Annotated in this window: 23 protein-coding genes; 19 read left to right on the top strand and 4 right to left on the bottom strand. The window is 61.3% G+C overall.

Features of this window, described 5'->3' with window-relative positions; translation table 11 throughout:
- Positions 1-153 precede the first annotated feature (153 nt).
- The 18 genes from HQL98_02370 to HQL98_02285 all read left to right on the top strand — a co-directional run bounded on the left by HQL98_02370 (position 154) and on the right by HQL98_02285 (position 17,437).
- Positions 154-747 (top strand): TerD family protein, encoded by a 594-nt coding sequence (locus HQL98_02370; protein MBF0270908.1) that lies wholly within the window; start codon positions 154-156, stop codon positions 745-747.
- A gap of 45 nt (positions 748-792) precedes the next feature.
- On the top strand, positions 793-1,371 hold the full coding sequence (locus tag HQL98_02365) for a TerD family protein (GenBank protein MBF0270907.1): 579 nt from the start codon (positions 793-795) through the stop codon (positions 1,369-1,371).
- Positions 1,372-1,472: 101 nt separating this feature from the next.
- Positions 1,473-2,291, top strand: a complete 819-nt coding sequence (locus tag HQL98_02360; GenBank protein ID MBF0270906.1) for a TerB family tellurite resistance protein — start codon at positions 1,473-1,475, stop codon at positions 2,289-2,291.
- An 8-nt stretch (positions 2,292-2,299) separates the two neighbouring features.
- Positions 2,300-2,830, top strand: a complete 531-nt coding sequence (locus HQL98_02355; GenBank protein ID MBF0270905.1) for a hypothetical protein — start codon at positions 2,300-2,302, stop codon at positions 2,828-2,830.
- Positions 2,831-2,844: 14 nt separating this feature from the next.
- Positions 2,845-4,218, top strand: a complete 1,374-nt coding sequence (gene radA / locus HQL98_02350; protein ID MBF0270904.1) for a DNA repair protein RadA — start codon at positions 2,845-2,847, stop codon at positions 4,216-4,218.
- A gap of 290 nt (positions 4,219-4,508) precedes the next feature.
- Positions 4,509-5,933 (top strand): amidophosphoribosyltransferase, encoded by a 1,425-nt coding sequence (locus HQL98_02345; GenBank protein ID MBF0270903.1) that lies wholly within the window; start codon positions 4,509-4,511, stop codon positions 5,931-5,933.
- A gap of 26 nt (positions 5,934-5,959) precedes the next feature.
- Positions 5,960-6,373 (top strand): nucleotidyltransferase substrate binding protein, encoded by a 414-nt coding sequence (locus HQL98_02340; protein ID MBF0270902.1) that lies wholly within the window; start codon positions 5,960-5,962, stop codon positions 6,371-6,373.
- A complete protein-coding gene (locus tag HQL98_02335; GenBank protein MBF0270901.1) occupies positions 6,370-6,669 on the top strand; it encodes a nucleotidyltransferase domain-containing protein in 300 nt (99 codons plus the stop codon). Before HQL98_02340 ends, HQL98_02335 begins: the two co-directional genes overlap by 4 nt.
- Before the next feature lie 76 nt (positions 6,670-6,745).
- Complete coding sequence (locus tag HQL98_02330) at positions 6,746-7,426, top strand: ribosome maturation factor RimP (protein MBF0270900.1); 681 nt, start codon at positions 6,746-6,748, stop codon at positions 7,424-7,426.
- Between the two features lie 21 nt (positions 7,427-7,447).
- Complete coding sequence (nusA, locus tag HQL98_02325) at positions 7,448-8,950, top strand: transcription termination/antitermination protein NusA (protein ID MBF0270899.1); 1,503 nt, start codon at positions 7,448-7,450, stop codon at positions 8,948-8,950.
- A gap of 1 nt (position 8,951) precedes the next feature.
- On the top strand, positions 8,952-9,632 hold the full coding sequence (locus tag HQL98_02320; GenBank protein MBF0270898.1) for a DUF448 domain-containing protein: 681 nt from the start codon (positions 8,952-8,954) through the stop codon (positions 9,630-9,632).
- Between the two features lie 72 nt (positions 9,633-9,704).
- Positions 9,705-12,749, top strand: a complete 3,045-nt coding sequence (gene infB / locus HQL98_02315) for a translation initiation factor IF-2 (protein ID MBF0270897.1) — start codon at positions 9,705-9,707, stop codon at positions 12,747-12,749.
- 46 nt (positions 12,750-12,795) lie between these two features.
- Positions 12,796-13,083 (top strand): DUF503 domain-containing protein, encoded by a 288-nt coding sequence (locus HQL98_02310; protein ID MBF0270896.1) that lies wholly within the window; start codon positions 12,796-12,798, stop codon positions 13,081-13,083.
- Positions 13,080-13,463, top strand: a complete 384-nt coding sequence (rbfA, locus tag HQL98_02305; GenBank protein ID MBF0270895.1) for a 30S ribosome-binding factor RbfA — start codon at positions 13,080-13,082, stop codon at positions 13,461-13,463. The genes HQL98_02310 and rbfA overlap by 4 nt, the downstream gene beginning before the upstream one ends.
- A gap of 6 nt (positions 13,464-13,469) precedes the next feature.
- A complete protein-coding gene (truB, locus tag HQL98_02300; GenBank protein MBF0270894.1) occupies positions 13,470-14,402 on the top strand; it encodes a tRNA pseudouridine(55) synthase TruB in 933 nt (310 codons plus the stop codon).
- 46 nt (positions 14,403-14,448) lie between these two features.
- A complete protein-coding gene (gene rpsO / locus HQL98_02295) occupies positions 14,449-14,718 on the top strand; it encodes a 30S ribosomal protein S15 (GenBank protein MBF0270893.1) in 270 nt (89 codons plus the stop codon).
- 139 nt (positions 14,719-14,857) lie between these two features.
- Positions 14,858-16,933 carry a polyribonucleotide nucleotidyltransferase gene (gene pnp / locus HQL98_02290; protein MBF0270892.1) on the top strand — a complete coding sequence of 692 codons (2,076 nt, stop codon included), beginning with the start codon at positions 14,858-14,860 and terminating at the stop codon, positions 16,931-16,933.
- A gap of 132 nt (positions 16,934-17,065) precedes the next feature.
- Complete coding sequence (locus HQL98_02285; GenBank protein ID MBF0270891.1) at positions 17,066-17,437, top strand: hypothetical protein; 372 nt, start codon at positions 17,066-17,068, stop codon at positions 17,435-17,437.
- A 160-nt stretch (positions 17,438-17,597) separates the two neighbouring features.
- Here HQL98_02285 and rsmB read toward each other — a convergent pair whose 3' ends face one another.
- From rsmB to htpX, 3 genes are read right to left on the bottom strand one after another with little or no spacing between them, the layout of a single operon-like run.
- On the bottom strand, positions 17,598-19,052 hold the full coding sequence (rsmB, locus tag HQL98_02280) for a 16S rRNA (cytosine(967)-C(5))-methyltransferase RsmB (GenBank protein MBF0270890.1): 1,455 nt from the start codon (positions 19,050-19,052) through the stop codon (positions 17,598-17,600).
- Positions 19,049-19,705 (bottom strand): ribulose-phosphate 3-epimerase, encoded by a 657-nt coding sequence (locus HQL98_02275; GenBank protein ID MBF0270889.1) that lies wholly within the window; start codon positions 19,703-19,705, stop codon positions 19,049-19,051. The genes rsmB and HQL98_02275 overlap by 4 nt, the downstream gene beginning before the upstream one ends.
- Complete coding sequence (htpX, locus tag HQL98_02270; GenBank protein MBF0270888.1) at positions 19,702-20,556, bottom strand: zinc metalloprotease HtpX; 855 nt, start codon at positions 20,554-20,556, stop codon at positions 19,702-19,704. Before htpX ends, HQL98_02275 begins: the two co-directional genes overlap by 4 nt.
- A 206-nt stretch (positions 20,557-20,762) precedes the next feature.
- Between htpX and HQL98_02265 the strand changes: the two genes are divergently transcribed.
- The gene (locus HQL98_02265) at positions 20,763-21,560 is read left to right on the top strand and encodes a sulfite exporter TauE/SafE family protein (protein ID MBF0270887.1); all 798 of its coding nucleotides are present in this window, start codon (positions 20,763-20,765) and stop codon (positions 21,558-21,560) included.
- 196 nt (positions 21,561-21,756) lie between these two features.
- On the opposite strand, the gene metH is transcribed toward HQL98_02265, so the two are convergent.
- The gene (gene metH, locus HQL98_02260; GenBank protein ID MBF0270886.1) at positions 21,757-25,467 is read right to left on the bottom strand and encodes a methionine synthase; all 3,711 of its coding nucleotides are present in this window, start codon (positions 25,465-25,467) and stop codon (positions 21,757-21,759) included.
- Positions 25,468-25,603 lie beyond the last annotated feature (136 nt).

Below are 25,603 nucleotides of genomic sequence, written 5' to 3'. Positions count from 1 at the left end.
AAATCCTTCGGGCCGGGATTTTATCACTCTCTTGCGTCTGGCACCAATTATTAAAAAAAGCTTGACCTTGACGGATGACATGTCCGGCCCCATCTTGTAAGATGACATTTCACACCATTCACTTAAAAACGGAAGCGAGCCAACGAGGTCAATATGCCCATTTCCTTGTCCAAGGGCCAGCGGGTCTCCCTGGAAAAAGATACCGGTAAAAGTTATGAGAAAGTGATCATGGGTTTGGGTTGGGATGCCCGTCCCCAGGTCAAGAAGGGAATCTTCGGTTTTTTGAGTTCAAGCGCCGACAAGGAGATCGATCTGGACGCCTCGGTGGGACTGTTCGACAGTCAGGGGGTGTTGGTGGATCAGGTCTGGTTTCGTCAGCTCCGCAGCCTGGATGGCTCGGTGGAGCACACCGGCGACAACCTGACCGGCAAGGGTGACGGGGATGACGAACAGATCATCGTCGCCTTGAATCGGGTGCCTCCCAAGGTTCAGGCCATGGTGTTCATCGTCAGCTCCTATTCCAACGATACCTTCGACGCCATCGACAACGCCTTTTGTCGCATGGTGGATGCCAGCACCGGGCAGGAGATCCTGCGCTATCAACTGAGCGGTCAGGGATCCCATACGGCCATGATCATGGTGAGCCTCTACCGCAAGGACAATGGCTGGTCGGTGCGGGCGGTGGGTGATCCGGCCCAGGGTCGCACCATCGCCGACCTGACGGAAAAAATGCGTCAATTCGTCTGAAATCTTAATCAACATCTGCCAAAATTTATGTAAGGAGGTTGTCCGATGCCCGTTTCCCTCACAAAAGGTGGTAATGTCTCGTTGTCCAAGGAAGCCCCCGGCATGAAGGCCGCCATGGTCGGCCTGGGTTGGGATGCCCGCGCCACCGATGGTCAGGCTTTCGACCTGGATGGCGTGGTGTTCATTCTCGGCGCCAACGGCAAGGTCCGTTCCGACAGCGATTTTGTCTTTTACAATAATCCCAAAGGCGCCAATGGCTCGGTTCAGCACCAAGGCGACAATCGCACCGGCGCCGGCGCCGGGGATGACGAACAGATCCTGATGAATCTCGAAGGGATCCCCGCCGACGTGGACAAGGTGGTCATCGCCGTCACCATCCACGAAGCCGATGTGCGCAGGCAAAGCTTTGGTCAGGTCAACAACGCCTACATGCGGGTGCTCAACGCCGATGGCGGCGCGGAGATCGCCCGTTACGACCTGAGCGAAGACGCTTCCACCGAGGCGGCCATGATTTTCGGCGAAATCTACAAGCGCAACGGCGAATGGAAATTCCGTGCCGTGGGCCAGGGTTTTGCCGGTGGCCTGGGGCCGCTGGCCCGCAGCTACGGGGTGGACGTGGGCTGACCGCTTCTCCCCATCAGTCGGGTTCACGTCCCCCGGTGTCCGGGTGCGCCGGCGGGACGTGAATCCCTCGATCCCCAAAAAAGAGCCGGGATTCACGAAACATGAGCACGCAAAACGAGTGGAAGGAACGGGGTCAACGTGCCGTGGGCGCGGCGACCGATCTGGCGACGGGTCTGTTCCGGGGCTTGCAGAACATCGGTCCCCGCATCCAGGCCGCGCAGTACAAACCCATCGTCGAGGCGTTTTGCGCCTGGAGCGGCTTGATGGCCGCCCAGCATGGACGCCTGCAACGCACCGAACTCGATGGATTCCGCAATTTTTTGATGCAGAATCGCGAACATCCGATTTTCGGTGGCTTCCCTTTGGAAGAGCTGATCGATAAATTCAGAAATTACGCCATCAAGGCCTTTCTGGAGGAAACCGACATCTTTTATACCGTTCTCAATCCGATTCCCCAGGACTCCGAAGAGGCCCGGCTGATCATCACCGGATGCCTGAACGTCATTTATGCCGATGGCCATTGCGACGAAAACGAACGGATGCAACTGGAACAGTTGGCCAATCGTCTGGGGGTCAATACCGAGGTCATGGCGCGGAAAATGGGCGTGATCCTGCCCGCTCCCACCCGGCAATCCGCTTCGCCCTATCTTTCCCCCTTCGCCCGTTCCGCCACGGCCATGCCGTCGCCTCCTCCGGCGGCCCCGGAGCCACCACCCTATTCGGCTCCCCAGCAGTCCTACGCCCCGCCACCACCTGCTCCGGCTCCCCAGCAGCAGCCCTACGCGCCACCGCCTCCACCCCCGCAGGCTGCGCCACCTCCCCCCCCCGCTCCGGCGGCCCGACCCGCAGGGGGATCGATCTGTACGCTCTGCCAGGGCAAGGGGTGCGTGTTTTGCAATCAGACCGGCTACAAAGGGTGAAACCGCCCATGACCGCCGAACATCTCCTCCAGAAGGCCGATGTGGTCCGTCTGCTGCTCGAAACCGAGGGGCGGGTGATGCTGTGTCTGGATGCCAGCCATCCGGGGGTGGCGGTTCCCAGGCGTTTTTCTTCCGACAACGGTTTGCGGCTGGTCTTGAACCGCAACATGCCCCAGCCCATCGACATCGGCCCGTTGACCATCGAGTCGGAGCTGCGTTTCGGAGGCATTCCCCATTATTGCGTGATTCCCTATGAGGCGGTGTGGGGGGTGTTCAATCCGGATACCCGACACGGCATGTTCTGGAGCGAGTCCATGCCCGACGAGATCCGCGCCCGTCACGGCCTGGAAGAGGCGGCGGTGCATCTGCCCGAACCCACTCCGGCGCCAGGAAGTCCGGCGCCGGTGGCCGAGACCGCCAAAACTCCATCCCCCCCACGGGTGGCCCTGCGGGTGATCGAGGGAGATGGCTCGGCGGATCATCCCCCCGGCAGTGCCGCTGTCAAACGTCCCCGGCCCAAGCTGCGGCTGGTGGACTGAAAAGACCTTCTCCCGTGAGCAAGGAAAAACAACGGTTTGTCTGTCAGGATTGTGGTGCGGATTATGGTCGCTGGGAGGGGCGGTGTCTGGCCTGCGGGGCGTGGAATACCCTGAAGGCCTTTGCCGTGGAAGCGGGTTCCTCCCGGAGTGGGCGGAGCGTCGCCCCATCGACGGGTACGCCAGGAACGGTCCCGGTGCCTTTGGCCTCCATCACCGGGGACAACCGGGCCCGTCTGGCCACCGGGGTGGCGGAACTGGATCGGGCCTTGGGGGGCGGATTGACTCCGGGTTCGGCGGTGTTGATCGCCGGGGATCCGGGCATCGGCAAGTCCACCCTTTTGATGACCGCCCTGAGCGCCCTGTCGACCCGTGGCACCGTGTTGTATGTCTCCGGCGAGGAGTCCCCCCAGCAGATCCGACAACGCAGCGACCGGTTGGCCATTGCCGGAGATCGGTTGCTGGTGCTGATGGAAAACCGGCTGGAGGCCACCATCGACGCCATTTTGGCGGTTTCTCCCGATGTGGTGGCGGTGGACTCCATCCAGACTCTGGCCACCGATGCCATGCCCGCCGGAGCCGGAGCGGTCTCCCAGGTGCGGGAGTGCGCCGCGCGTCTGATCCAGTTGGCCAAGCAGCGTGGCATGGCGTTGTTTTTAGTGGGCCACGTCACCAAGGATGGGCAGATCGCCGGTCCCCGGGTGCTGGAACACATGGTGGATACCGTTTTGTATTTCGAGGGGGAGCGGGGACACGATTACCGCATTCTGCGGGCCATCAAGAACCGTTTCGGCCCGGCCAACGAGATTGGTGTCTTCGAGATGCGGGAAACCGGACTGGTGGAGGTGTCCAACCCTTCGGAGCTGTTTTTGTCCGAGCGGGGGGTGGGGTCTGCGGGCAGCGTGGTGTTCGCGGGCATGGAAGGGACCAGACCGGTGTTGGTGGAGATTCAATCCCTGGCGGCGTCCTCTTTGCTGGCCCAGCCGAGACGGGCCACCTTGGGGTTTGATCCCAACCGTCTGGCCATGCTGGCCGCGGTGCTGGAAAAGCGGTTGGGGTTGGGATTGTTCAATCATGATCTGTTCTTGAATGTGGCGGGAGGATTCCGGGTCACGGAACCGGCGGCGGATCTGGCGGTGGTGGCGTCGATTTACGCCTCGTATCGCAATCTGACCGTGGATCCGGGGTTGGTGATTCTGGGCGAGGTGGGATTGGGGGGCGAGGTGCGGGCGGTGTCCCATGTGGCGGCGCGCATGCGGGAGGCGGATAAACTGGGTTTCACCCGCTGTCTGGTGCCAGCCCAGAGCCTGAAGAATCCCCCCCGTGGCCTGAACATCACCCCGCATCCCGTGGCCACCCTGGCCGAAATGGTCGAAACCCTCTCTTCCTGATTATTGAAAAAAAAGAAGGGGTCTGGGGAATTCATTCCCCAGGAATTTGACTTTGACTTTAAAAATTAACAATTTAATTCAAAAATCAATGAATGTGAAATAAATTAAAAATCAAAACCCTGAGAAATGAATCCCCCAGACCTCTTCTTTTCTTTCAATAATGGGGGATGTTTTGATATTGATGGCAATGATGCGCTCCATGCAATCGTCGCTTTTGACATCCCGGTCAGGAAGCACTATCCTAGTAGAACGACTCCCCAAGCCTTTCCACGCAAACTGGATCTTCGACATTGGACCTTAATCACCAAGATCATTTCCACGACGAGTGTGGTGTTTTCGGCGTCTTCAATCACCCCGAGGCGTCCAATCTCACCTATCTGGGATTGTACGCGCTGCAACACCGCGGGCAGGAATCGGCGGGGATCGTCTCCGTGGAGGAACGCATGTTTTTCGCCACCCGTGGACACGGACTGGTGGCCGATGTGTTCCGCCGCAACGAACTGGATGGATTGAAAGGGACTCAGGCCATCGGCCATGTCCGTTATTCCACCTCCGGAGGAAGCGTCAACTCCCGCAACCGTCAGCCGTTGATGGTGGATACGGCCCACGGGGGCATGGCCATGGCCCACAACGGCAACCTGGTCAACGGCGTGGAGATGCGTCGCGCCCTGGAACGACGGGGTTCGATTTTCCAATCCACCATGGATACCGAGGTGATCGTCCACCTGACCGCCCTGTCGCGTCGCAAGACCTTCGCCGAACGGTTGGTGGAAGCCCTGGGTCAGGTGCAAGGCTCCTATGCCCTGCTGGCCATGAACGAACAATGCATCATCGGCGCCCGGGATCCCCATGGATTGCGTCCCCTGGTGCTGGGACGGGTGGGAAACCAAGGATATGTCTTCTCCTCGGAGACCTGCGCGCTGAATCTCATCGAAGCCGAATTCGTGCGGGACGTGGAACCCGGTGAGGTGGTGGTGATCGGTCCGGATGGTCTGGAGTCGTTTTTTCCGTTCCCGCGGGAAAAACGGTGCCTGTGTGTGTTCGAGTACATCTATTTCGCCCGTCCGGACTCCAACATCGACGGGGTGAACGTTTACGCCTCCCGCAAACGGATCGGCATGCGACTGGCCCAGGAACATCCGGTGCCCGGCGCCGATCTGGTGATGCCGGTGCCGGATTCGGGCGTGCCGGCGGCGTTGGGATTCGCCCACACCTCGGGTCTGCCTTTTGAACTGGGCATCATCCGCAACCACTATGTGGGGCGTACCTTCATCGAACCCCAACAGGCGATCCGCCATTTCGGGGTAAAGATCAAACTCAACGCCAACCGGGACATCATCCAGGGCAAACACGTGGTGCTGGTGGACGACTCCATCGTGCGGGGCACCACCAGTCGCAAGATCGTCAAGATGGTGCGGGCCGCCGGGGCCAAATCGGTCCATCTGCGCATCTCCTCGCCTCCCACCACCCATCCTTGCTACTACGGCATCGACACCCCCACCCAGAGCGAATTGTTGGCTTCCAGCCATACCGTGGAAGAGATGCGCACCTATGTCACCGCCGATTCCCTGGCTTTTTTGTCCCTGGATGGCATGTACGCCGCGGTGAACGGTCACAACAACGGCTATTGCGACGCCTGTTTTTCGGGCCGCTATCCGATTCCGTTCCCCCGCCACGAAGAAAACGCCCAGCTTTCGTTGTTGCATGAGACGTGAACGTCGTGGTTCCGGACAGGGGTGGGATGCACGACATCCGTTGGAAACAGCGTTTTGACAATTTCGACCGGGCGTTCGTCTTGCTGCGGGAGGTGCGGGAGCGGGGGGTGGACTCCTTGTCGCAACTGGAGCGGGAAGGGGCGGTACAACGTTTGGAGTTCGCGTTTGAGCTGGCCTGGAAGACCCTCAAGGATTTTTTGGAAGAGCAGGGGATCGTGATCCGGGAGGCCACGCCCCGCAAGGTGATCCAGGAGGCGTTTGCCGCCGGTTTTCTGGAGGACGCGCAGGTCTGGATCGACATCATGCTGCACCGGAATCTGATGTCCCATACCTATGATTTCCACCAGTTCGACCGGGTGCTCCGAGAACTGGAATCCCGTTATTTCGAGGCCTTCGATCGGCTGCATGAATTTTTTCTGTTGAGAAGCATGCCACGGTGAATACCGGGTTGAGCGATCAGGAACTGGCGTTGATGCGCGGGGTGATGCGACAATTTCCCCAGATCCGGGCTGCGCTTTTGTTCGGTTCCCGCGCCAAGGGGTCGCATCGTCCGAATTCCGATATCGATCTGGCCTTGGTCGGAGTCGGGGACGAACGGTTGGCAGAAGCCGTTGCCGAGGCCCTGGAGTCCCTGCCCACGCCCTATCGGTTCGATGTCAAAGCCTACGACGCCATCCGCCATCCCCCTTTGCTGGAACACATCCGCCGGGTGGGGATAATCGTCCATGAAACGTGAGTTTGTCGGCTGGATGGGGGCGCACAATTTTTTCGGTTTCCCTTGGCTTTTGGCGAAATTGGTCCTATAGTAGCGGATGACTGATTCGCGAGTGTGGGAAAAGTCGGCTTTGCCGGCTTTTTTAGTTTGTTCCGCCGGGGAGTGGGTTTCCAACGGATCAGATTCAACCGATTTTTCCATTTGCCGAGGCGACGTTCGCTTGACCGACTCACCTGAAATCCACCCCTCCGCGACACCGACGCGGCTTGAACAACTGGCCAACGAGGCCGCCGTTGCCGAAGGGTGTCAACTTGTGGAAGTGGCCATCGTTCCGGAAGGGGGATCGCGGGTGGTCCGGGTGTTTCTGGATCGGCTGGATGGTCCGCTGCAACTCGACCACTGCGCCGCGGTGAGTGATCGGCTTTCGGCCCTGCTGGATCTCCACGACCCGATCACAGGGGAATACCGGTTGGAGGTCTCCTCGCCGGGCCTGACGCGCCCTGTGAAGAAACGAGAAGATTTTATCCGCTTTCAGGGCAGGTTGGCCGTGGTGCATGTGTTCGCGGCCCTGTCTGCGGAGCCGCCGCCCGAATCACAACCGGTCGGCCCCGGAAAGTCGGCCGCGCGCAAGTCCGCGTCTGGCGCGAACCGGAAAATGGTCAAAGGGATCCTGCAAGGCATGGAAGAGGACGATGTGCTGATTCGCCTCAAGGACAACACGGTGATCCGCGTCCCCTTCCGCCTGATCGGCAAGGCCCATCTGGATTTTGAATTTTAGCCAAGACACCGGGTGTCATTCATGAGTGTTGAAATCGTACAGATCGCCGAACAACTCGCCAGGGAAAAGGGGATCCCCAGGGATATCGTCATCGAGGCCATGGAAGACGCCATTCGCACGGCCTCCAAAAGAAAATACGGTGCCCACAAGAACATCCAGGTCACCTTCGATGGCAAGTCCGGCGAGTTTCGGCTCAATCAATTGCGGGAAGTGGTGGAGAACGAGGATGCCCCCGGATACGAGGGGCCGGATACCCATATGCTTCTGACCGACGCCATGCGGCTCAATCCGTCGGTGAAGGTGGGTGATTTTCTCGCCGAATCCCTGCCCCCCATCGAGTTCGGACGCATCGCGGCCCAGACCGCCAAACAGGTGATCGTCCAGAAGGTGCGGGAAGCCGAACGCGACAGCGTCTACCGGGAATACATCGATCGCAAGGGTACTTTGGTCAACGGCTTGGTCAAACGGGTCGAGCGCAACAACATCTATGTGGATCTGGGCCGGGCCGCGGCTTTTCTGCCCCACGAACATCAACTGTTCCGGGAACACTACCGTCCGGGAGACCGGATCCGCGCCTACATCCACGAAGTGCGGGATGTGCAACGGGGTCCGCAGATCATTCTCTCCCGTACCGCCCCGGAGATGGTGCCCAAGCTGTTTGAAATGGAAGTGCCGGAAATCTATGACGGCATCGTGGAAATCCGCGCCGTGGCCCGGGATCCGGGATTCCGCAGCAAGATCGCGGTCCGCTCCAACGACGCCCATGTGGATCCCGTGGGAGCCTGTGTCGGCATTCGCGGCTCCCGTGTCCAGGGGGTGGTGACGGAACTCCAGGGAGAACGGATCGACATCATCGAATGGTCCCCGGATCCGGCGGTCTTCGTCTGCAACGCCCTGGCCCCGGCGGAGGTGGTCAAGGTGGTGATGGACGAAGACGAAACCCGCATCAAGGTGATCGTGGACGAAGATCAACTCTCCCTGGCCATCGGTCGTCGCGGACAAAACGTGCGTCTGGCTTCCGAATTGACCGGCTGGAAGATCGACATCATCACCGAACGGGAAGAGGCGGAAAGTCGGGTCGAAGAGTTTGGCGCCATTGCCCGGGAGTTCATGAACCGGCTGGATCTGGACGAGGATGTGGCCACGTCCCTGGTTCAAGAGGGGTTCACCACTCTGGAAGAGGTGGCCTACGTGCCTTTGGAGGAGTTGGCGGGCATCGAGGGCTTCGACGAAGAGATCGCCCGGGAACTGCGCACCCGTGCCCGGGATCAGTTGTTGCACTCGGCTTTGGAGAACGAAGAGCGCAAAGCCGCCCTTTCCATCGATCCACGTATTTCCCAGTTGCGTGGCCTGACCGACTCCATGGTGATCGCCATGGCCGAAAAGGGGGTCAATCAGTTGGATGACTTGGCGGATCTGGCGGCGGATGAGCTTTTGGAGATGCTGGACAATGCGTTGAGCCGCAAAGAGGTGGAACGGGTGATCCTTCAGGCGCGTGAAGTGGCGGGCTGGTTTGAGGAGTAACGTGACCAAAGCACGGGGCCGGGGCCGGGGTCCGGCAACCGATCCGGGTGAGGGCGCGCCAGCCACGGTGCCTTTGGTCCCATCGGCTCGCTCCCAGGCGAAAGAGGAGGAGGCCAGCCCCTGGCGGCGTTGCGCCATTACCCGCAACCGGCGACCCAAGGCGTTTTTGTTGCGTTTTGTGGTGGATCCGGGAGGGCGTCTGGTGGAAGATGTGGCTGGACGGCTGCCAGGACGCGGGATTCATGTGATGCCGGATCGAAAACGGGTGACGGCCCTGCTGACACGGCATAAAATGGCGCCAGAAGAGAGAGAGCTTCTGTTGACGCGTCTGGGACAGAGCCTGGAGCAACGTCTGCTGGACGGTGTCGGGCTGGCCCGCAGAACCGGGGGATGCCGGAAGGGTCTGCGGGAAGTGGAGGAGCTGATCAAGCGGGGGATGCGGCCTTTGTTGCTGCTGGCCGAGGATGCCAGTTCCCTGCGCACGCGGCTGGAGCCTTGGCTCCAGGAAGTCGAAGGGGTGGAGATCGTGACTGTGCCGAATCAGGAGCGTTTGGGATCGATATGGTCCGGACGTCCGGTGGTGCTGGTCGCCGTGACCCATCCTGGTGTGGGAGAGAGAATTCGTGCCGATGCCGCCCGTTGGTGGAGTTTTACGCGGGAACCGGAGAGCGGGCGCGTGTGATCGGGATGGTGACAACCCCAACAACAATACCGGCAGGGTATTCAACCGGTGGAGAAGGTTCTTTTGAGCGATTTGAAAGACAGTGACGGCGAAGGTGAAGACGGCGACGGCGCGCGGCTGAAACTCAAGGCCCCACGACGCATTGTGCTGCGCAAGACCGTGGAGGGAGGATCGATCAAGCAAAACTTCTCCCATGGTCGCAGCAAGAGCGTGGTCGTGGAGGTGCGCAAGAAAAAGACCTTCGTGAAGAGCGCCGGAGAAGAGGGGGAATCCCTGGACGCGGTCCGGGAGGATCAGGGTCAGGCCCGGGACAAGTCCCGCGTCGGAGCCTCCCAGGTGAGCGCGGCTGTGGAGCCGGCCCGGGATCGCAAACAGCAGATCCTGACTCCCATGACCCCTGCCGAGCGTCAGTCGTTCCAGGAGAAGCAGGAACGGGAACGGCTGGTGCGCGAGAAGGAAGAACTCGAACGGCTGGAGCGGGAACGCCAGGAGGCCGAACGGCGTCGCCAGGAGGCCGAACGACTGGAGGCCGAACGGCAGGAACAGCAACGGTTGGAGGCCGAACGTCGGGAAGCCGAGCGGCGCGAACAAGAACGCCTGGAAGCCGAACGCCTCGCGGCGGAAAAAGCCCGCAGCGTGCCGGAGGCACCGCCTCCCCCTCCGCCGCCTCCGGTTGTGCCGGTGGCTCCTCCGACCCCCGAGCCCCGTTTGGTGATCAAGCCCCCCGCCGACAAGTCCCGGGCCACGGATGCCAAGCCCCAGGGCGTGGCGGCTTCGGTACGGATCGATCCTTCCCGGACCTCTGCCGCAGCCTCTGCGCCGCAACGGACCGAGACCCCGCCCCAGGCGGCTTCCCATCCGGCTCCGAGCCGAACCGCGTCCCGGGAGACCCTGGTGCGTTCCCAGGTGGCGCGTCCGGCCCCGACCCCCGCACCGGTGGCGTCTCCGGCACCGGTGGTGTCGGAAGAGATTACCCAGGCCGTGGGCGTGGTGGTGAACAGCAAGGAAGAGCCGGCCAAGAATCTGACCCGGGCGCAACGGGAGGATCTGGCCCGCAAGAAGACCGAAATCCTGGTGGCCAAACGGCTGACCCAGCTCAACGAGTTGCGGGAACAAAAACGCAAGATCGACGAACGCCGTTCCGTCGAAGCGGCGGAAACCCCCGGGGTCGCCGCCGACCCGGCAGCCGCCCGGGAAACCCTCAAGAGCAAGAGCAAGCGCAAGGGCAAGAAATCCGCGGTGACGGTGGCCCCGCAGGAGAAGCAACTGCCGGCCCGCAAGACCACCCTGGGCCTCAAGCCCGGGGCGCGGCGCGGTGGCGGACGCTTTGAACCCCAGGCCCAACAGCCGGTGCTGCGGGATGTGATCATCCCGGAGGTGATCACCGTGGGCGAACTGGCCAGCCGCATGGCGATCAAGTCCTCGGAGGTGATCAAACGCCTGATGGCCCAGGGCATGATGGTCACCATCAACCAGGTGCTGGATCAGGATACCGCCGTGCTGGTGGTGGAAGAGCTGGGACACCGGCCCAAGACCATCTCCGAAGGGGCGGCCATCGAGGCCGAACTGGCGGACAGCAACGACCTGGACAAGGATCTGACCATCCGCGCTCCGGTGGTGACCATCATGGGTCACGTGGATCATGGCAAGACCTCCTTGCTGGACGCCATTCGCAAAACCGATGTGGCGGCCCGGGAGTTCGGGGGCATCACCCAGCACATCGGCGCCTATCAGGTGACCATGGAAGATGGATCCTCCATCACTTTCCTGGATACTCCGGGTCATGCGGCCTTCACGGCCATGCGTGCCCGTGGCGCCAAGGTGACGGACATCGTGGTGCTGGTGGTGGCCGCCGATGACGGCGTCATGCCCCAGACCCTGGAAGCCCTCAACCACGCCAAGGCGGCCAATGTGCCGATCATCGTGGCCATCAACAAGATCGACCGTCCCAACGCCAATCCCGACCGGGTGATGCAGCAACTGGCGGATCAGGGGCTGCTGCCCGAGGCCTGGGGCGGGGATTCGATTTTCCTGAATGTGTCGGCCAAGGCCGGCATCGGCATCGAAGCCCTCAAGGAAATGATCCTGTTGCAGGCGGAAGTCCTGAACCTGCGGGCCAACTTCGGCAAGAAAGCCCGTGGATTCATCATCGAGGCCAAACTCGACAAGGGACGTGGCGCCGTGGCCACCTGTCTGGTGGCCAATGGTGTCTTGCGGGTGGGAGACATCTTCGTGGTCGGGTCCGAGTGGGGCAAGATCCGTGGCCTGCTCAACGACAAGGGCATGCCGGTCCTGGAAGCGCCTCCCGCCATGCCGGTGGAGGTGATCGGTCTGTCGGGTGTGCCGGCGGCTGGGGATGACCTCATCACCGTGCCGGACGAACGGCGCGCCAAAGAGATCGCCGCCTTCCGCATGCGCAAGAACAAAGAACAGGAACTGGCCAAACAGTTGCCCACCACCAAGCTCGACGACCTGTTCGACCAGATCAAGCAAGGCGAGATGGACGAAGTGAAGGTGGTGATCAAGGCCGATGTGCAAGGCTCCCTGGAAGCGGTTTCCGACGCCCTGCTCAAGATCACCCACGACAAGATCCGCGTCAATATCATCCATACCGCCGTGGGTGGCATCACCGAGTCGGATGTCATGCTGGCTGTGGCCTCCCAGGCGCTGGTGGTGGGCTTCAATGTGCGCGCCGACGCCAAGGCCCGGGAACTGGTCAAGCGGGAACGGGCGGACATGCGGTTTTACTCCGTGATCTACGATCTGGTGGACGACGTGACCAGCGCCATGGAGGGCAAGCTTTCGCCGATCCTCAAGGAGGTCACCCTGGGCCGTGCGGTGGTGCGGGAGCTGTTCCGCATCTCCAAGGTGGGTCTGGTGGCCGGGTGCATGGTGCTGGATGGCCTGATACAAAAAACCAACCATATCCGCCTGTTGCGCGACGAGGTGGTGCTGTATGTGGGGACGATCCATGCCCTGAAGCGTTTCAAGGACGATGTGCGGGAAGTCCGGGACGGCACCGAGTGCGGCATCAGTCTGGATCGGTACACCGACTTGAGGGTCGGAGATGTCCTGGAAGCCTTCTCCCGCGAAGAGGTCAAGGCGACCATCGGTTGATGAAAAACACTGCCAGTCAGGCCGACACGGGCCAGGGAGAATGCCCATGACCCGTGTCGGCCTGCTGGAAGTGCGTCTGGAACTGCCGGGTGTGCGCTCCCTGAAGGAAAAACGTGGCATCGTCAAGGGATTGCTGGAACGGATTCGTCATCGTTTCGAGGTGGCCGCCGCCGAGGTGGATGCGTTGGATCGCTGGGATGGTGCCGGTTTGGGGTTTGCCGCTGTCGGCAACGAAGTGGCAGTGGTCCAGAGCCGGTTGCAGAAGGTCGCGAACTATATCGAGACCGAGAGCGAGGGGGTCATGGTGGATTATCGGGTGGAGATTGTGACGTGAGCGTGCGGGTGGATCGGGTCCGGGGAGAGATCCGCAAGGAATTGGCCGCCATGTTGCAGCGTGGCGACATTCATGACCCCAAAGTAGCCATGAGCATGATTTCGATCACCGATGTCACCTTGAGTCGGGATCTGCATTATGCGGTTGTCCATTTCACGGCCATGGGACAGGAGTTGGCCGAAGTCCATTCCGGTCTCAGACGGGCTGCGGGATTCATGCGCGCCCGGGTGGGCCGCGCCCTGGGATTGCGTCTGGCTCCCGAACTGCGCTTCGAGCCGGATCTCTCCTTCACACGTGCCGAACAGATCGAAACCCTGCTGAAAACCATCGAAATTCCGTCCGTCGACGGGGACGAACACCGTCTTGGATCAGGAGCGTAACGCATCATGGGCAAGTCGCGTCGCCGGGACACCGAAGGTCCACACGGTTGGCTGGCCATTCACAAAGAGGCCGGATATACCTCCACACGGGTGGTGGAACGGGTCAAACGGATCATCCGCGCCGGCAAGGCGGGACATGGAGGCACGCTGGATCCGTTTTCCGAAGGCGTGCTGCCCATCGCCTTGGGAGAGGCCACCAAAACCCTGGCCTATGTGCTGGAAGGGGACAAGGCCTACCGCTGCTGGATCCGTCTGGGTTCGGAAACCGATACCGGAGATCCCACCGGTCAATTCACCCCGGGCCATCAGGATTTTCCCGATCGGGAGACCGTCTTGGCACTGCTGACCCGTTATCTCGGGGAACAGGATCAGGTGCCACCGATCTATTCGGCCATTCACGTGGACGGAGAGCGGGCCTATGAACGGGCCAGACGGGGCGAAACCGTCGAATTGCCCTCCCGTCGGGTCACCTTCCACGAATTGACTCTGGTAGAGTACGCCGACGGGCTGATCACCCTCGACGTGCGTTGCGGCAAAGGCACCTACATGCGTTCCCTGGCCCGGGATCTGGGTCGGGAGCTGGGATGTCTGGCCCATCTGGAACGACTGCTGCGGACCCGTACCCTGGGATTTTCCCTGGCGGAGTGCGTCACCCTGGACGCCTTGAGCCAGGGTGTGGAAGCGGGACGCTTGAACGAACTTTTGTTACCCGTGGATCGGGCGCTGGACGACATCCCGGCGTTGCGACTGCGTTTGGAGGCCTGGAGCCGGGTCATGAACGGTCAGGCGGCATGGATCGAGGCGGACGGGGTGGCACCGGGACCGGTGCGTCTGCTGTCACCCGAGGGGCGCTTCGGCGCCACCGGCACCCTCGGCCAGGGGCTTGACGCCTCGGGTCGGCGGCCATGTACGCCGAAACGGCTGTTCAACCTGGCGTGAATCCGGCCCATTTGGATCAATCCGTCATTCTATAAGGAGTTAACCGATGTCGATCACCCAGGAGCGCAAGCAGGTACTCATCCTCGAATATGCCATCAAGGAAGGGGATACGGGTTCCCCGGAGGTGCAGGTAGCCTTGCTGACCGAACGCATCAACAATCTGACCGAGCATCTGCGCGGCAACATCAAGGATCATCACTCCCGGCGCGGCCTGCTGAAAATGGTCGGATTGCGTCGTCGTCTGCTGACCTATGTCAAGTCCCAGAGCAATGAGCGTTATCAGACCTTGATCAAGCGGTTGAATCTGCGCAAATAGTTCGCGCATGACCGGAATCGCGACGCCGCCTCCCGACGGGCGGCGTCGCGGGCAAACAATGTCCGCGAGCCGCCGGGATCCTTTCTTTTGGCGCATACTCCCGGCGGGATTCACCCCATACCGATGGATATCAAAAAATATGTTTGACATACATAAAAAAAGCGTTCGCTTTGGTTCGGAGACCCTCACCATGGAGACCGGGCGCATCGCCCGTCAGGCGGATGGCGCCGTGCTGGTCACCTATGGCGAAACCATGGTGCTGGTGGCGGTCACCGCCGAAAAAGAGGGCCGTCCTGGCGTGGATTTTCTGCCCCTGGGGGTGCATTATCAGGAAAAATATTGGGCGGCCGGTCGCATTCCCGGTGGTTTCATCAAGCGGGAGACTCGTCCTTCCGACCGGGAGACCCTCACCTCCCGCCTGATCGATCGTCCGTTGCGTCCCCTGTTCCCCAAGAGCTTCACCCTGGATACCCAGGTGGTGGCGACCGTGCTTTCCTTCGACGGCGTGAACAGTGCCGACATTCCCGCCATGGTGGGTGCTTCGGCGGCTTTGGCCATCTCGGGTCTGCCCTTTGAAGGCCCCATGGCTGGCGCCCGGGTGGCGTTCGTGGATGGTCAATACGTATTGAATCCCAGTACCGAACAGATGGCCGCTTCCCAGCTCGACTTGGTGGTGGCCGGGACCGGCGACGCCGTGACCATGGTGGAGTCCGAAGCCAACTTCCTCACCGAAGACGAAATGCTCGGCGCGGTGATGTTCGGTTTCGAGGGCTATCAGCCGGTGGTGGCCGCGATTCGCGAACTGGCCGCCGAATGTGGCAAACCCCGCTGGGAAGCCCCGGCGGTGGTCGAGGATGTGGATCTGGTCGCCGCGTTGCGTTCCGGCTATCGGGATCGGATGCGGGCGGTCTACGAGATCGCCGACAAGATGGAACGCCAAAAGAGCGTCAGTCTCCTCAAACAAGAGGCCGCCGAGGCCCTGAGCGAGGGTGACAAAAATCGCGCCGCCGAAGTCAAAATCGCCTGCAAGCATCTGGAATCCGAAGTGATCCGGGAACGGATCCTCTCCGGTGGCTCCCGCATCGATGGTCGCTCCCTGACCCAGATCCGTCCCATCGACTGTCAGGTGGGGGTGCTGCCCCGGGTTCACGGTTCGGCCCTGTTCACCCGCGGCGAGACCCAGGCTTTGGCCACGGTCACCCTGGGATCCCGCCGCGACGAGCAGATCGTCGAAGGCCTCCTCGGCGAAACCCGTGAACGGTTCTATCTCAACTATACCTTCCCCCCCTACTGCGTGGGTGAAACCGGTCGTCTGGGCGCTCCGGGACGCCGGGAGATCGGCCATGGCAAACTGGCCGCCCGTGCCTTGACCGCCATCCTGCCCGAACTGGAAGAGTTCCCCTATACCCTGCGGGTCACTTCCGAAATCACCGAGTCCAATGGTTCGTCCTCCATGGCCACGGTGTGCGGTTCGGTCCTGGCCATGCTGGATGCCGGCGTGCCGGTGAAATCCATGGTGGCGGGGATCGCCATGGGTCTGGTCAAAGAGGGCGAGCGGTTCGCGATTCTGTCCGACATCCTCGGTGACGAAGACCACTTCGGCGACATGGATTTCAAGGTGACCGGCAATGCCCAGGGCATCACGGCGTTGCAGATGGATATCAAAATCACCGGCATCAACCGGGAGATCATGGCCGTGGCTCTGCGTCAGGCCCGGGAAGGCCGGTTGCACATCCTCGGCGAGATGCAAAAAACCATCTCCGCCACCCGTGGCGATTTGTCGCCCCACGCTCCCCGGATTTTCACCATGAAAATCCATCCCGACAAGATCCGCGATGTCATCGGTACCGGTGGCAAGGTGATCCGGGGCATCACCGAGGAGACAGGCTGCCAGATCGACATCAGCGATGACGGCACCATCAACATCGCCTCGGCCAATGGCGAAAGCGCCAAGGCCGCCGAACGCATCATCCGGGGCATTGTCTCGGACGTGGAAAAAGATGCGGTCTACGAGGGCAAAGTGGTGCGCATCACCGACTTCGGCGCCTTCGTCAACATCCTGCCCAACAAGGATGGCTTGGTGCATATCTCCCAGCTTTCCAGCCAGCGGGTGGCCAAGGTTTCGGATGTGATCAAGGAAGGGGATGTGGTCAAGGTCAAGGTGTTGGACATCGATCGGCAAGGTCGTGTCAAGCTGACCATGAAGGATTTTTAAAGCCTTCATGAAGATTGTGTTAAGATCGTGTTGAAAGGGGGTTGAATCCTTGTGGAGTGGATGGGCCTGTTTCACAATGAGGCCCATTCACCCACACCCTTTCGTCACACCATCTTGCACAAGGAGTTTGATATGAAAAAGGCTGCTTTCTCCCTGCCCCTGTTCCTGGCTGTCTTCGGCTTTGTCGGCAGCGCCGCTGCTGCGGATTGTGTCGTCAGCTATCATCGGACTGCTTGCGCGGGTCAGGAGGCCACAGCCTACGCCAAGTGCGACGGCAAGCAGGCGTGTGACAAGGATAACGCCGCCGCCACCCAGGAAGCCTGTGTGGAAGCCGCCAAAAAAGCCTGTGCCAACGATCGCACCGATATCACCAAGTCCAAGAAGATCGCCGCCACGTTCAAGGGCGCGGCTTTGACCGGTGGTTTCAACGACGCGGGGGCCGCCGATCCCAAGGGTGCCAACTTCTGCGCCGGTGACAGACCCGATTTCAACAAGTGCAAATAATCCGGATGGTTTGAAGGCCGGTTTGGTTCATGCGGGGGAGATGGTTTCCCCCGCATTTTTTTTCGGTATGGTTATAATTAAAGATTTTTTCTTTCAAACTATTGAAAAAAAAGAGGGGGTCTGGGGGATTCATCCCCCAGGGTTTTGCCTTTCAATCTTTTCAATCCCTCTTCAATCGTGCGATAAAAAAGCCATCCATGACATCTCGGGCCGGTTCAAAGCGCAGGTCGCCATCCGGGGTGATGGCGGCGGGGGGCAGTGCGGGGTGTTCGAGGGGGGTGATGGGCAGGCGGTGCCAGTGGGGATGGGTGGACAGGAATTCCCGGATCCGTTCCGCGCCTTCTTCCGGTTCCAGGGAGCAGACGGCGTAGACCAGCAGGCCGCCGGGGCGCAGGCGATGGGCGCAGTTTTCCAGGATGGTTTGTTGGATGGCGGCCATGCGGCGGGGATCTTCCTCCTGGCGGCGCCATTTGATCTCCGGATGGCGGCGGATCACGCCGGTCCCGGTGCAGGGAAGATCGGCGAGGATCTTGTCAAACGTTTCACCGGCCAGCAGGTCCGGCTGGGTGGCGTCGCCTGCGGTGATGGTCACCTGTTGGATGCCGAGGCGGGTGAGGTTTTCCGTCAGGGTTTTCAGGCGGGAGGGGCTGTTGTCCACGGCGTGGATGCGGGCCTGATTGCCGGTGAGGTCCGCGAGTTGGGCGGTTTTGCCACCGGGGGCGGCGCACAGATCCAGAATCTCCTCGCCGGGTTGGGGACCGAGCAGACGGGCTGGCCATTGGGCGGCGGCGTCTTGCACCGCGAACCATCCTTCCCGATAACCGGGCAAGGCTTCCACCGGACCGGATGGCGTGACGATCATCCCATCCGGGGCAAAGGGGTGGGGAGCGCCCCGGGTGCCCAGGGCGGCGAGCAGGGCGTTCCGGTCGCTTTTCAGCCTGTTGACCCGCAGTACCAGGGGTGGCGGGGTGTTGTTGGCCAGCAAGCGCGCTCTGGTGGCCTCCTCGCCCAGGCTGTGCCACCAGCGGCGGGTCAGCCAGGGGGGATGGGCGTGTTCCAGGGCTAGGCGGTCCACGGGATCGGTTTGGCGATCGAGGATGGTGGCCGGTTCCACGTTGGTGGCGGTGCGCAGCAGGGCGTTGACGAATCCGGCTTTGGGTCGATCCGGGGAGTCCTTCACCAGTTCCACCGCCTCGTGGATCGCGGCCCGGGCCGGAACCCGCAGAAATCGGGCCTGATACAAGGCGGTACGCAGCACGGCCCGCAGGAAATGTCTGCCCTTGGCCAAGGGGCGGGGCATGCAGGAATCCAGAATGGCATCCAGCAAGTTCAGATGTCGCAATGTGCCGGCGGCGATCTCCAGGGCCAGTCCCCGGTCTCTGGGATCGAGTCCGGCCAGTCGGGAGTCGTCGAGGGAGAGGGCCAGACCATCCCGGGTCACCCGGGTGACGGCTTCCGCGGCCAGACGGCGGGGGTTGGTGGCACGCGGCGGCGGGGCGGCGACGGCTGGCAGGTCGGGGCGTTCATGCGTCGGGACCGGCTTGTCGCGTGTCCCGGCCTGGACGGCCAGACGGCGGGGGTTGGTGGCGCGTGGTGGGGTGAGGGTGGATTTCATGCCGAGGCGTTCGCCCGCAAAGCCTGGATCACGGCGGCGTAATCGGGCTGGGTGAAGACCGCGCTGCCGGCTACGAACACGTTGGCTCCGGCCTGGGCGGCGGCGTGGATGTTGTCGGGTTTGATGCCGCCATCCACCTCCAGTTCGATGTTCAATCCCCGGTCGGTGATCATGCGGCGCACGGTCTGGATGCGGTTGAGGGCGTGGGGAATGAAGGATTGGCCGCCGAAGCCGGGATTGACGCTCATCAGCACCACCATGTCCAGCAGATGCAGCACGTTGCCGAGATTGCACAGGGGCGTGGCCGGATTGAGAGCCAGTCCCACCTTGCAACCGGATTCGCGGATCAGGTTCAAGGTGCGATCCAGGTGGAGGGTGGCTTCGGCGTGGACCGTGAGAATGTTGGCTCCGGCTTTGACAAAGGCCGGAATGTATACATCCACCGGAGAAATCATCAGGTGGACATCCAGAGGTTGGGTGGCCACCCGGCCAATGGCCTCGACCACCAGAGGTCCGATGGTGAGATTGGGCACGAAGTGTCCATCCATGACATCCACATGAATGTAATCCGCGCCGGCTTGTTCCACGGCGCGGATCTCTTCACCCAGACGGGAGAAGTCGGCGGAAAGAATCGAAGGAGCGATTTTGATCATCGGGAGTGGGCCATTCTTTGCAGACGCGCGATGCGTTCCTCCATCGGAGGATGGGTGGAAAAGAGTCCCGCCACCAGACCACCGGAAAGGGGCGAGACGATGAACAGATGGGCAGTGGCCGGATTTTCCTCCGCACCGTTCAAAGGAATCCGTTGGCTGCCGATTTCCAGTTTGTGCAGGGCCGAAGCCAGCCACAAGGGATTGCCGCACAGTTGGGCGCCGCCTTCGTCCGCGCCGTACTCGCGGGAGCGGGAGACCGCCATCTGAATCAGCATGGCCGCCAGTGGCGCCAAAATCAGCATCAGGATTTCACCGATCCAGCCGCGACCTTCGCTTTCTCCGTCTTCGGAGCGGCCCGAGGAGAAGAGTCCGGCAAAATTGGCCAGGGTGGTGATGGCTCCCGCCAGAGTGGCGGTGACGGTGCCGATCAGGATATCCCGGTGTTGCACGTGAGCCAGTTCATGGGCCATCACTCCGGCCAGTTCTTCCCGGTTGAGAATGCTGAGGATGCCGGTCGTGGCCGCGACGGCGGCGTGTTCCGGATCCCGTCCGGTGGCGAAGGCGTTGGGGGAGGGGTCGTCGATGATGTAGACCCGGGGCATGGGCAGATTGCCACGGCGTGCCAGTTCCCGGACGATGCCATACAGTTCCGGGGCCTGTTGGGGGCCGACCTCCATGGCGTTGTACATGGACAAAACCGCCTGATCCGAGTTCCACCAGGCCCAGAAATTCATTCCCGCCGCGAGCAGCAGGGCCATCAGCATGCCGTTGTGACCGCCGATGATTTGACCGATGGCGAGAAACAGGCCGGTGAGTCCTGCCATCAAGAGAAGAAAGCGCAGAGTATGCATGGTGGTCTTTCCTCCTGGGGGGCTGTGGAGGGCGATTGGGGCCGCTCTTTTTGGGTTGGTGTCGTTTCAATAGATAAGGCGCATGATCGGGAAGTTCAACCGGGAGCGTGGCTCTTTTTTTGTCGAATGGCAATGGTTCCGGTGGAAAGAATGGGATAGAATTTTCGGGTGTTCGTGTTCACCCTTGGATGGTTGCGGATTGTGCCATGTCTTTTCTTTTTTTGGGTTCTGTGGTGTGCGGGTTGGCCTCGGGGGTGATCGCCGGCATGTTCGGTGTGGGCGGGGGGATCTTGATTGTGCCGGTTTTGTTGTTCTTGTTTTATCTGGATGGTATCAATCCGGTCATCTCCATGCAGTTGGCGGTGGGTACGTCGTTGGCGACCATTGTGATCACCAATGTGTCGTCCACCTGGGGTCATCATCGGCGTGGTGCGGTGCATTGGCGATTGGTGCGTCAGTATACCCCAGGTTGTTTGTTGGGAGCGTGGCTTGGCTCCCAGTTGGCGGCGGCCATGTCCGGCAAGATTTTGATTATGCTTTTTGGTCTGTTCGAGATTTTCGTCGGGTTGAAGATGCTCCGTTCCCGGAATGGGGGGGAAGTGGAGAGGGTGGCGCTTTCGGAATCGGTGGCGCCTTGGATCGGGGTGGGAATCGGAGGATTGAGCAGTCTGTTCGGGATTGGGGGGGGAACGTTGTCGGTGCCGGCTTTGACGTTGCTTTCCGGGATTTCCATGCAAGAGGCGGTCGGTACGTCTTCGGCCATTGGGGTGCCTTTGGCGTTGGCCGGGAGTTTGGGATTCATTCAGGCCGGGTGGCATGATCCGTCGTTGCCGGAGGGATCTTTGGGGTTTTTGGTGCCGGTGGCGTTTTTGGGGATTGTGGCGGGGACGTTGGTGACCACCCCGGTTGGGGTGCATTTGGCGCATGCGTTGGATCCGGCGCGGTTGAAGAAGGGATTTGGTTTTTTCTTGTTGATCGTCGGGGTCAAGCTGTTGTGGCGCTGAAGATGTTCTCCGGACCCGACACCCATTGAAAAAAAGAAGGGGTCTGGGGAATTCCTTCCCCAGGATTTTGACGTTAATATTTTGATTTTTGTAAAAGTGCGCGACAGTCAAAGGCGAAAGTCACATTCCTGGGGGAGGAATTCCCCAGACCCCCGCTTTTTTTTCAATGGTGGGGGCGTGTGGAGCGTGGCACGTGTCAGGGGGCGTATCCCAGATGATTCACCAGTCGCATTTCGACCTGTGACACGTCCTCGTTTGACGCTTGCGCATACGCGACGATCTGATCCCGCCCCAACCCGTCCGCCCGGAAATAATCCGCCTCCGGATGGGCGAAATAAAAACCACTCACCGCCGCCCCTGGATGCATGGCAAAACTCTCGGTCAAGCGGATCCCGGTTTCAGCCTCCACATTCAACAAATCGAAAATCACCCTCTTTTGCCCATGATCCGGACAGGCGGGATAGCCCGGAGCCGGACGAATGCCCCGATATTTCTCCCGGATCAACTCCGCATGGGTCAACGCCTCATCCGCCGCATACCCCCAGAACTCCCGCCGTACCCGCTGATGCAACTGCTCGGCGAACGCCTCGGCCAACCGATCCGCCAACGCCTTGAGCATGATGGATTCGTAATCGTCCCCGCTCGCCTCCAACCGATTCGCCACCTCATCCAATCCCAACCCGGCGGTCACGGCAAACAGACCCAACGTGTCTTGGATTCCGCTTTCTCGCGGGGCGATGAAATCCGCCAAAGAGAGCTGCGGCTGACCCTCGGCACGCGCCGCCTGCTGACGCACCATGCGCACCACCCCCAGCGGTCCGTCGGCGGCATCCTCCCCGTAAAGGGCGATGGTTTCGTTTTCCAGCACGTTGGCCCTGAAAAGTCCAAAAACGCCACTGGCGCGAATGGTTCGATGGGTCAAAATCCCCTCCAGACTCCGTTGCGCATCCTCGAAGAGCTTTCTGGCCTCCTCTCCACGCTCCGGATGGTTGAGAATGTCGGGAAAACGCCCCGGCAGATCCCAAACCTGAAAAAAGGGCGTCCAATCGATGAACGGCACCAAATCCTCAAGGGGCTGATCCGCAATCACCCGCACTCCGTAAAATCGGGCCGGAACCGGAGGATTTTTTTGCCAGTTCCACACAAAACGACGCTCCCGGGCCACACTCAACGGCAAAATGGCGCGGGGACTCTTCTTCTGCCGGTACTGTTCACGCAACTCCGCCTGCTGGGCCCGCACCTCGGCCACGAAGGCGAGACACTTTTCCGGATGCAGCAGACGGGCCGCCACCGAAGCGGCCTGGGAGGCGTCCCGCGCCTGAATCACCGCCCCGGAATAGTGGGGCGCGATCTTGACCGCCGCATGCAACGGTGACGTGGTTGCACCGCCCACCATCAAGGGCAGCTTCAACCCCCGCCGCTCCATTTCGGTGGCGATCAGGGCCATCTGCTCCAAAGAAGGGGTGATCAGACCCGACAGACCGATGATGTCCACCCCATGCTCCCGGGCCTGATCGAGAATCACTTCCCCCGGCACCATCACTCCGGCGTCGATCACCTCGTAATGGTTGCACTGCAACACCACCTTGACGATGTTCTTGCCGATGTCGTGGACATCCCCTTTGACCGTGGCCAGCAGAATCCGTCCCTTGGCGGTCGCCGTGGCGCCCCCCGCCCTTTTGGCCGCCTCGATGTACGGGGTGAGATGGGCCACCGCCTTTTTCATCACCCGTGCGCTTTTCACCACCTGGGGCAAAAACATCTTGCCCGCGCCGAACAACTCTCCCACCCGGTTCATGCCCGCCATCAGCGGCCCTTCCACCACGGCCAGAGGATCGGCGATCGCCAAACGCGCTTCTTCCACATCCGCCTCGATGAACGCGTCCAACCCCTTGACCATGGCGTGAATCAACCGCTCCGTCACCGGCAGTTCGCGCCAAGCCTGCTCTTCGATCCGCTCCCGGGTGCCGCCGCTCTCCCGCTCTTTCAGACCCTGGGCCAGTTCCAGCAACCGCTCGGAGGCGTCCTCCCGTCGGGCCAGCAATAAATCCTCGACGCGGCTTTTCAACTCCGGCTCGATCTCTTCGAGAATCGCCAGTTGCCCGGCGTTGACGATCCCCATGTCCAACCCGGCGGCCACCGCGTGATACAGAAATACCGCATGCATCGCCTCCCGGATCACCTCGTTGCCCCGGAAGGAAAACGAGACATTGCTCACGCCGCCACTGGTCAACACCCCCGGCATCTCGGTCTTGATGCGGCGTACCGCCTCGATGTAGTCCACCGCGTACCGGTCATGGGCCGGAATGCCCGTGCCCACGGCAAAAATATTGGGATCGAAGATGATCTCTTCGGGCCGAAAGCCCGCCTGGGTGATCAACAGATCGTGGGCGCGACGACAGATGGCCACACGCCGCTCCAGGGTGTCGGCCTGACCCTGTTCGTCGAAGGCCATGACCACGGCGGCGGCGCCATATTTTTTGGTGAGGCGGGCCTGTTCCAGGAAACGTTCCTCTCCTTCCTTGAGACTCAAGGAGTTGACCACCCCACGGCCTTGCAGACACTGCAATCCCGCCTCGATGGCCTCCCAGCGGGAGGAGTCGATCATCACCGGCACGCGACAGATGTCGGGTTCCGCCGCCAGACGGTTGAGAAAACGGGTCATGGCCGCCGGAGCGTCCAGCATGGCGTCATCCATGTTGACATCGATGATCTGCGCGCCGTCTTCCACCTGTTGGCGGGCCACTTCCACCGCCTCTTCGTCGTTGCCGTCCCGGATCAGACGGGCGAACTTGCGGGATCCGGAGACATTGGTGCGCTCCCCCACGTTGACGAACAAGGTCTCCTCTCCGCCGATTTCCAAAGGCTCCAGGCCGGAGAGCCGACATAACCGGGAAGGGGTGGGACGCACACGGGGGGGCAGATCCGCCACGGCCTCGGCGATGGCGCGGATGAATGCCGGCGAGGTGCCACAGCAGCCGCCCGCCAGATTGATCCATCCCGCCTGGGCGAACTCCCGGATGGTGGCCGCCATGGCTGCCGGGGTTTCGTCGTAGCCGCCCATTTCGTTGGGCAGGCCGGCGTTGGGATGAATCGAGATCCAGGCGTCGGAAACCCGGGCCAGATTGGCCAGATGGGGTCGGAGTTGTTCGGCTCCCAGGGCGCAGTTGAGTCCCATGGTCACCGGATTGGCGTGGGCGGTGGCGTGGACGAACGCCTCCATGGTCTGACCCGAGAGGATCCGGCCACTGCGGTCGGAGATGGTGCCGGAGATCATGATGGGCAATGGATCGGCCCGTCCCTCGTTGAAGGCCAGAATGGCAAACAGCGCCGCCTTGCAGTTGAGGGCGTCGAAGACCGTTTCCACCATCAGCGCGTCCACGCCCCCTTCCACCAGTCCCCGGATGGCGGTGTCGTAGGCGCTGACCAGTTCCCGAAAGGTGACGTTGCGGTATCCCGGCTGGTTGACATCCGGCGAAATCGAGGCGGTGCGGTTGGTGGGACCGAGAATTCCCGCCACGAAGCGGGGGCGGTCGGGGGTGACTGCCGTGGCCCGGTCGGCGGCTTCCCGGGCCAGACGCGCGGCGGCGAGATTGATCTCGAAGGCCAACTCCGACATGCCGTAATCGTTCAGGGAGATGGCGTTGGCGTTGAACGAATTGGTTTCCAGGAGATCGGCTCCGGCGTCCAGGTAGGCGGCATGGATGCCCTGGATTACATCCGGTCGGGTCAGGCAGAGCAGATCGTTGTTGCCTTTGAGTTCCGAGGGGTACGCGGAGAAGCGACTGCCGCGAAAATCGGTTTCGCTCAAGTCGTGACCCTGGATCATGGTGCCCATGGCGCCATCCAGTACCAGGATGCGTTGTTGCATCTGTTTCTGGAAAAGCGCGGAACGGTTCGTGGCCATGGTGTTTCCTTTTTTGCTTTTTTGGTGATCTGGGCCTTGTGAAAAACGTATCTTTCTATCATGATTAGCTGGTCACCGCCAGTTGCCCTGACGGGCGAATGTCTTTGGTGACGCCTGGACGTGGAATCGTGTCGCG

The organism is Magnetococcales bacterium (assembly GCA_015231755.1).
Classification (GTDB): domain Bacteria; phylum Pseudomonadota; class Magnetococcia; order Magnetococcales; family Magnetaquicoccaceae; genus Magnetaquiglobus.
Note: the sequence above shows the minus strand (reverse complement) of the source record. Positions and strands in the feature narration are given on the sequence as shown.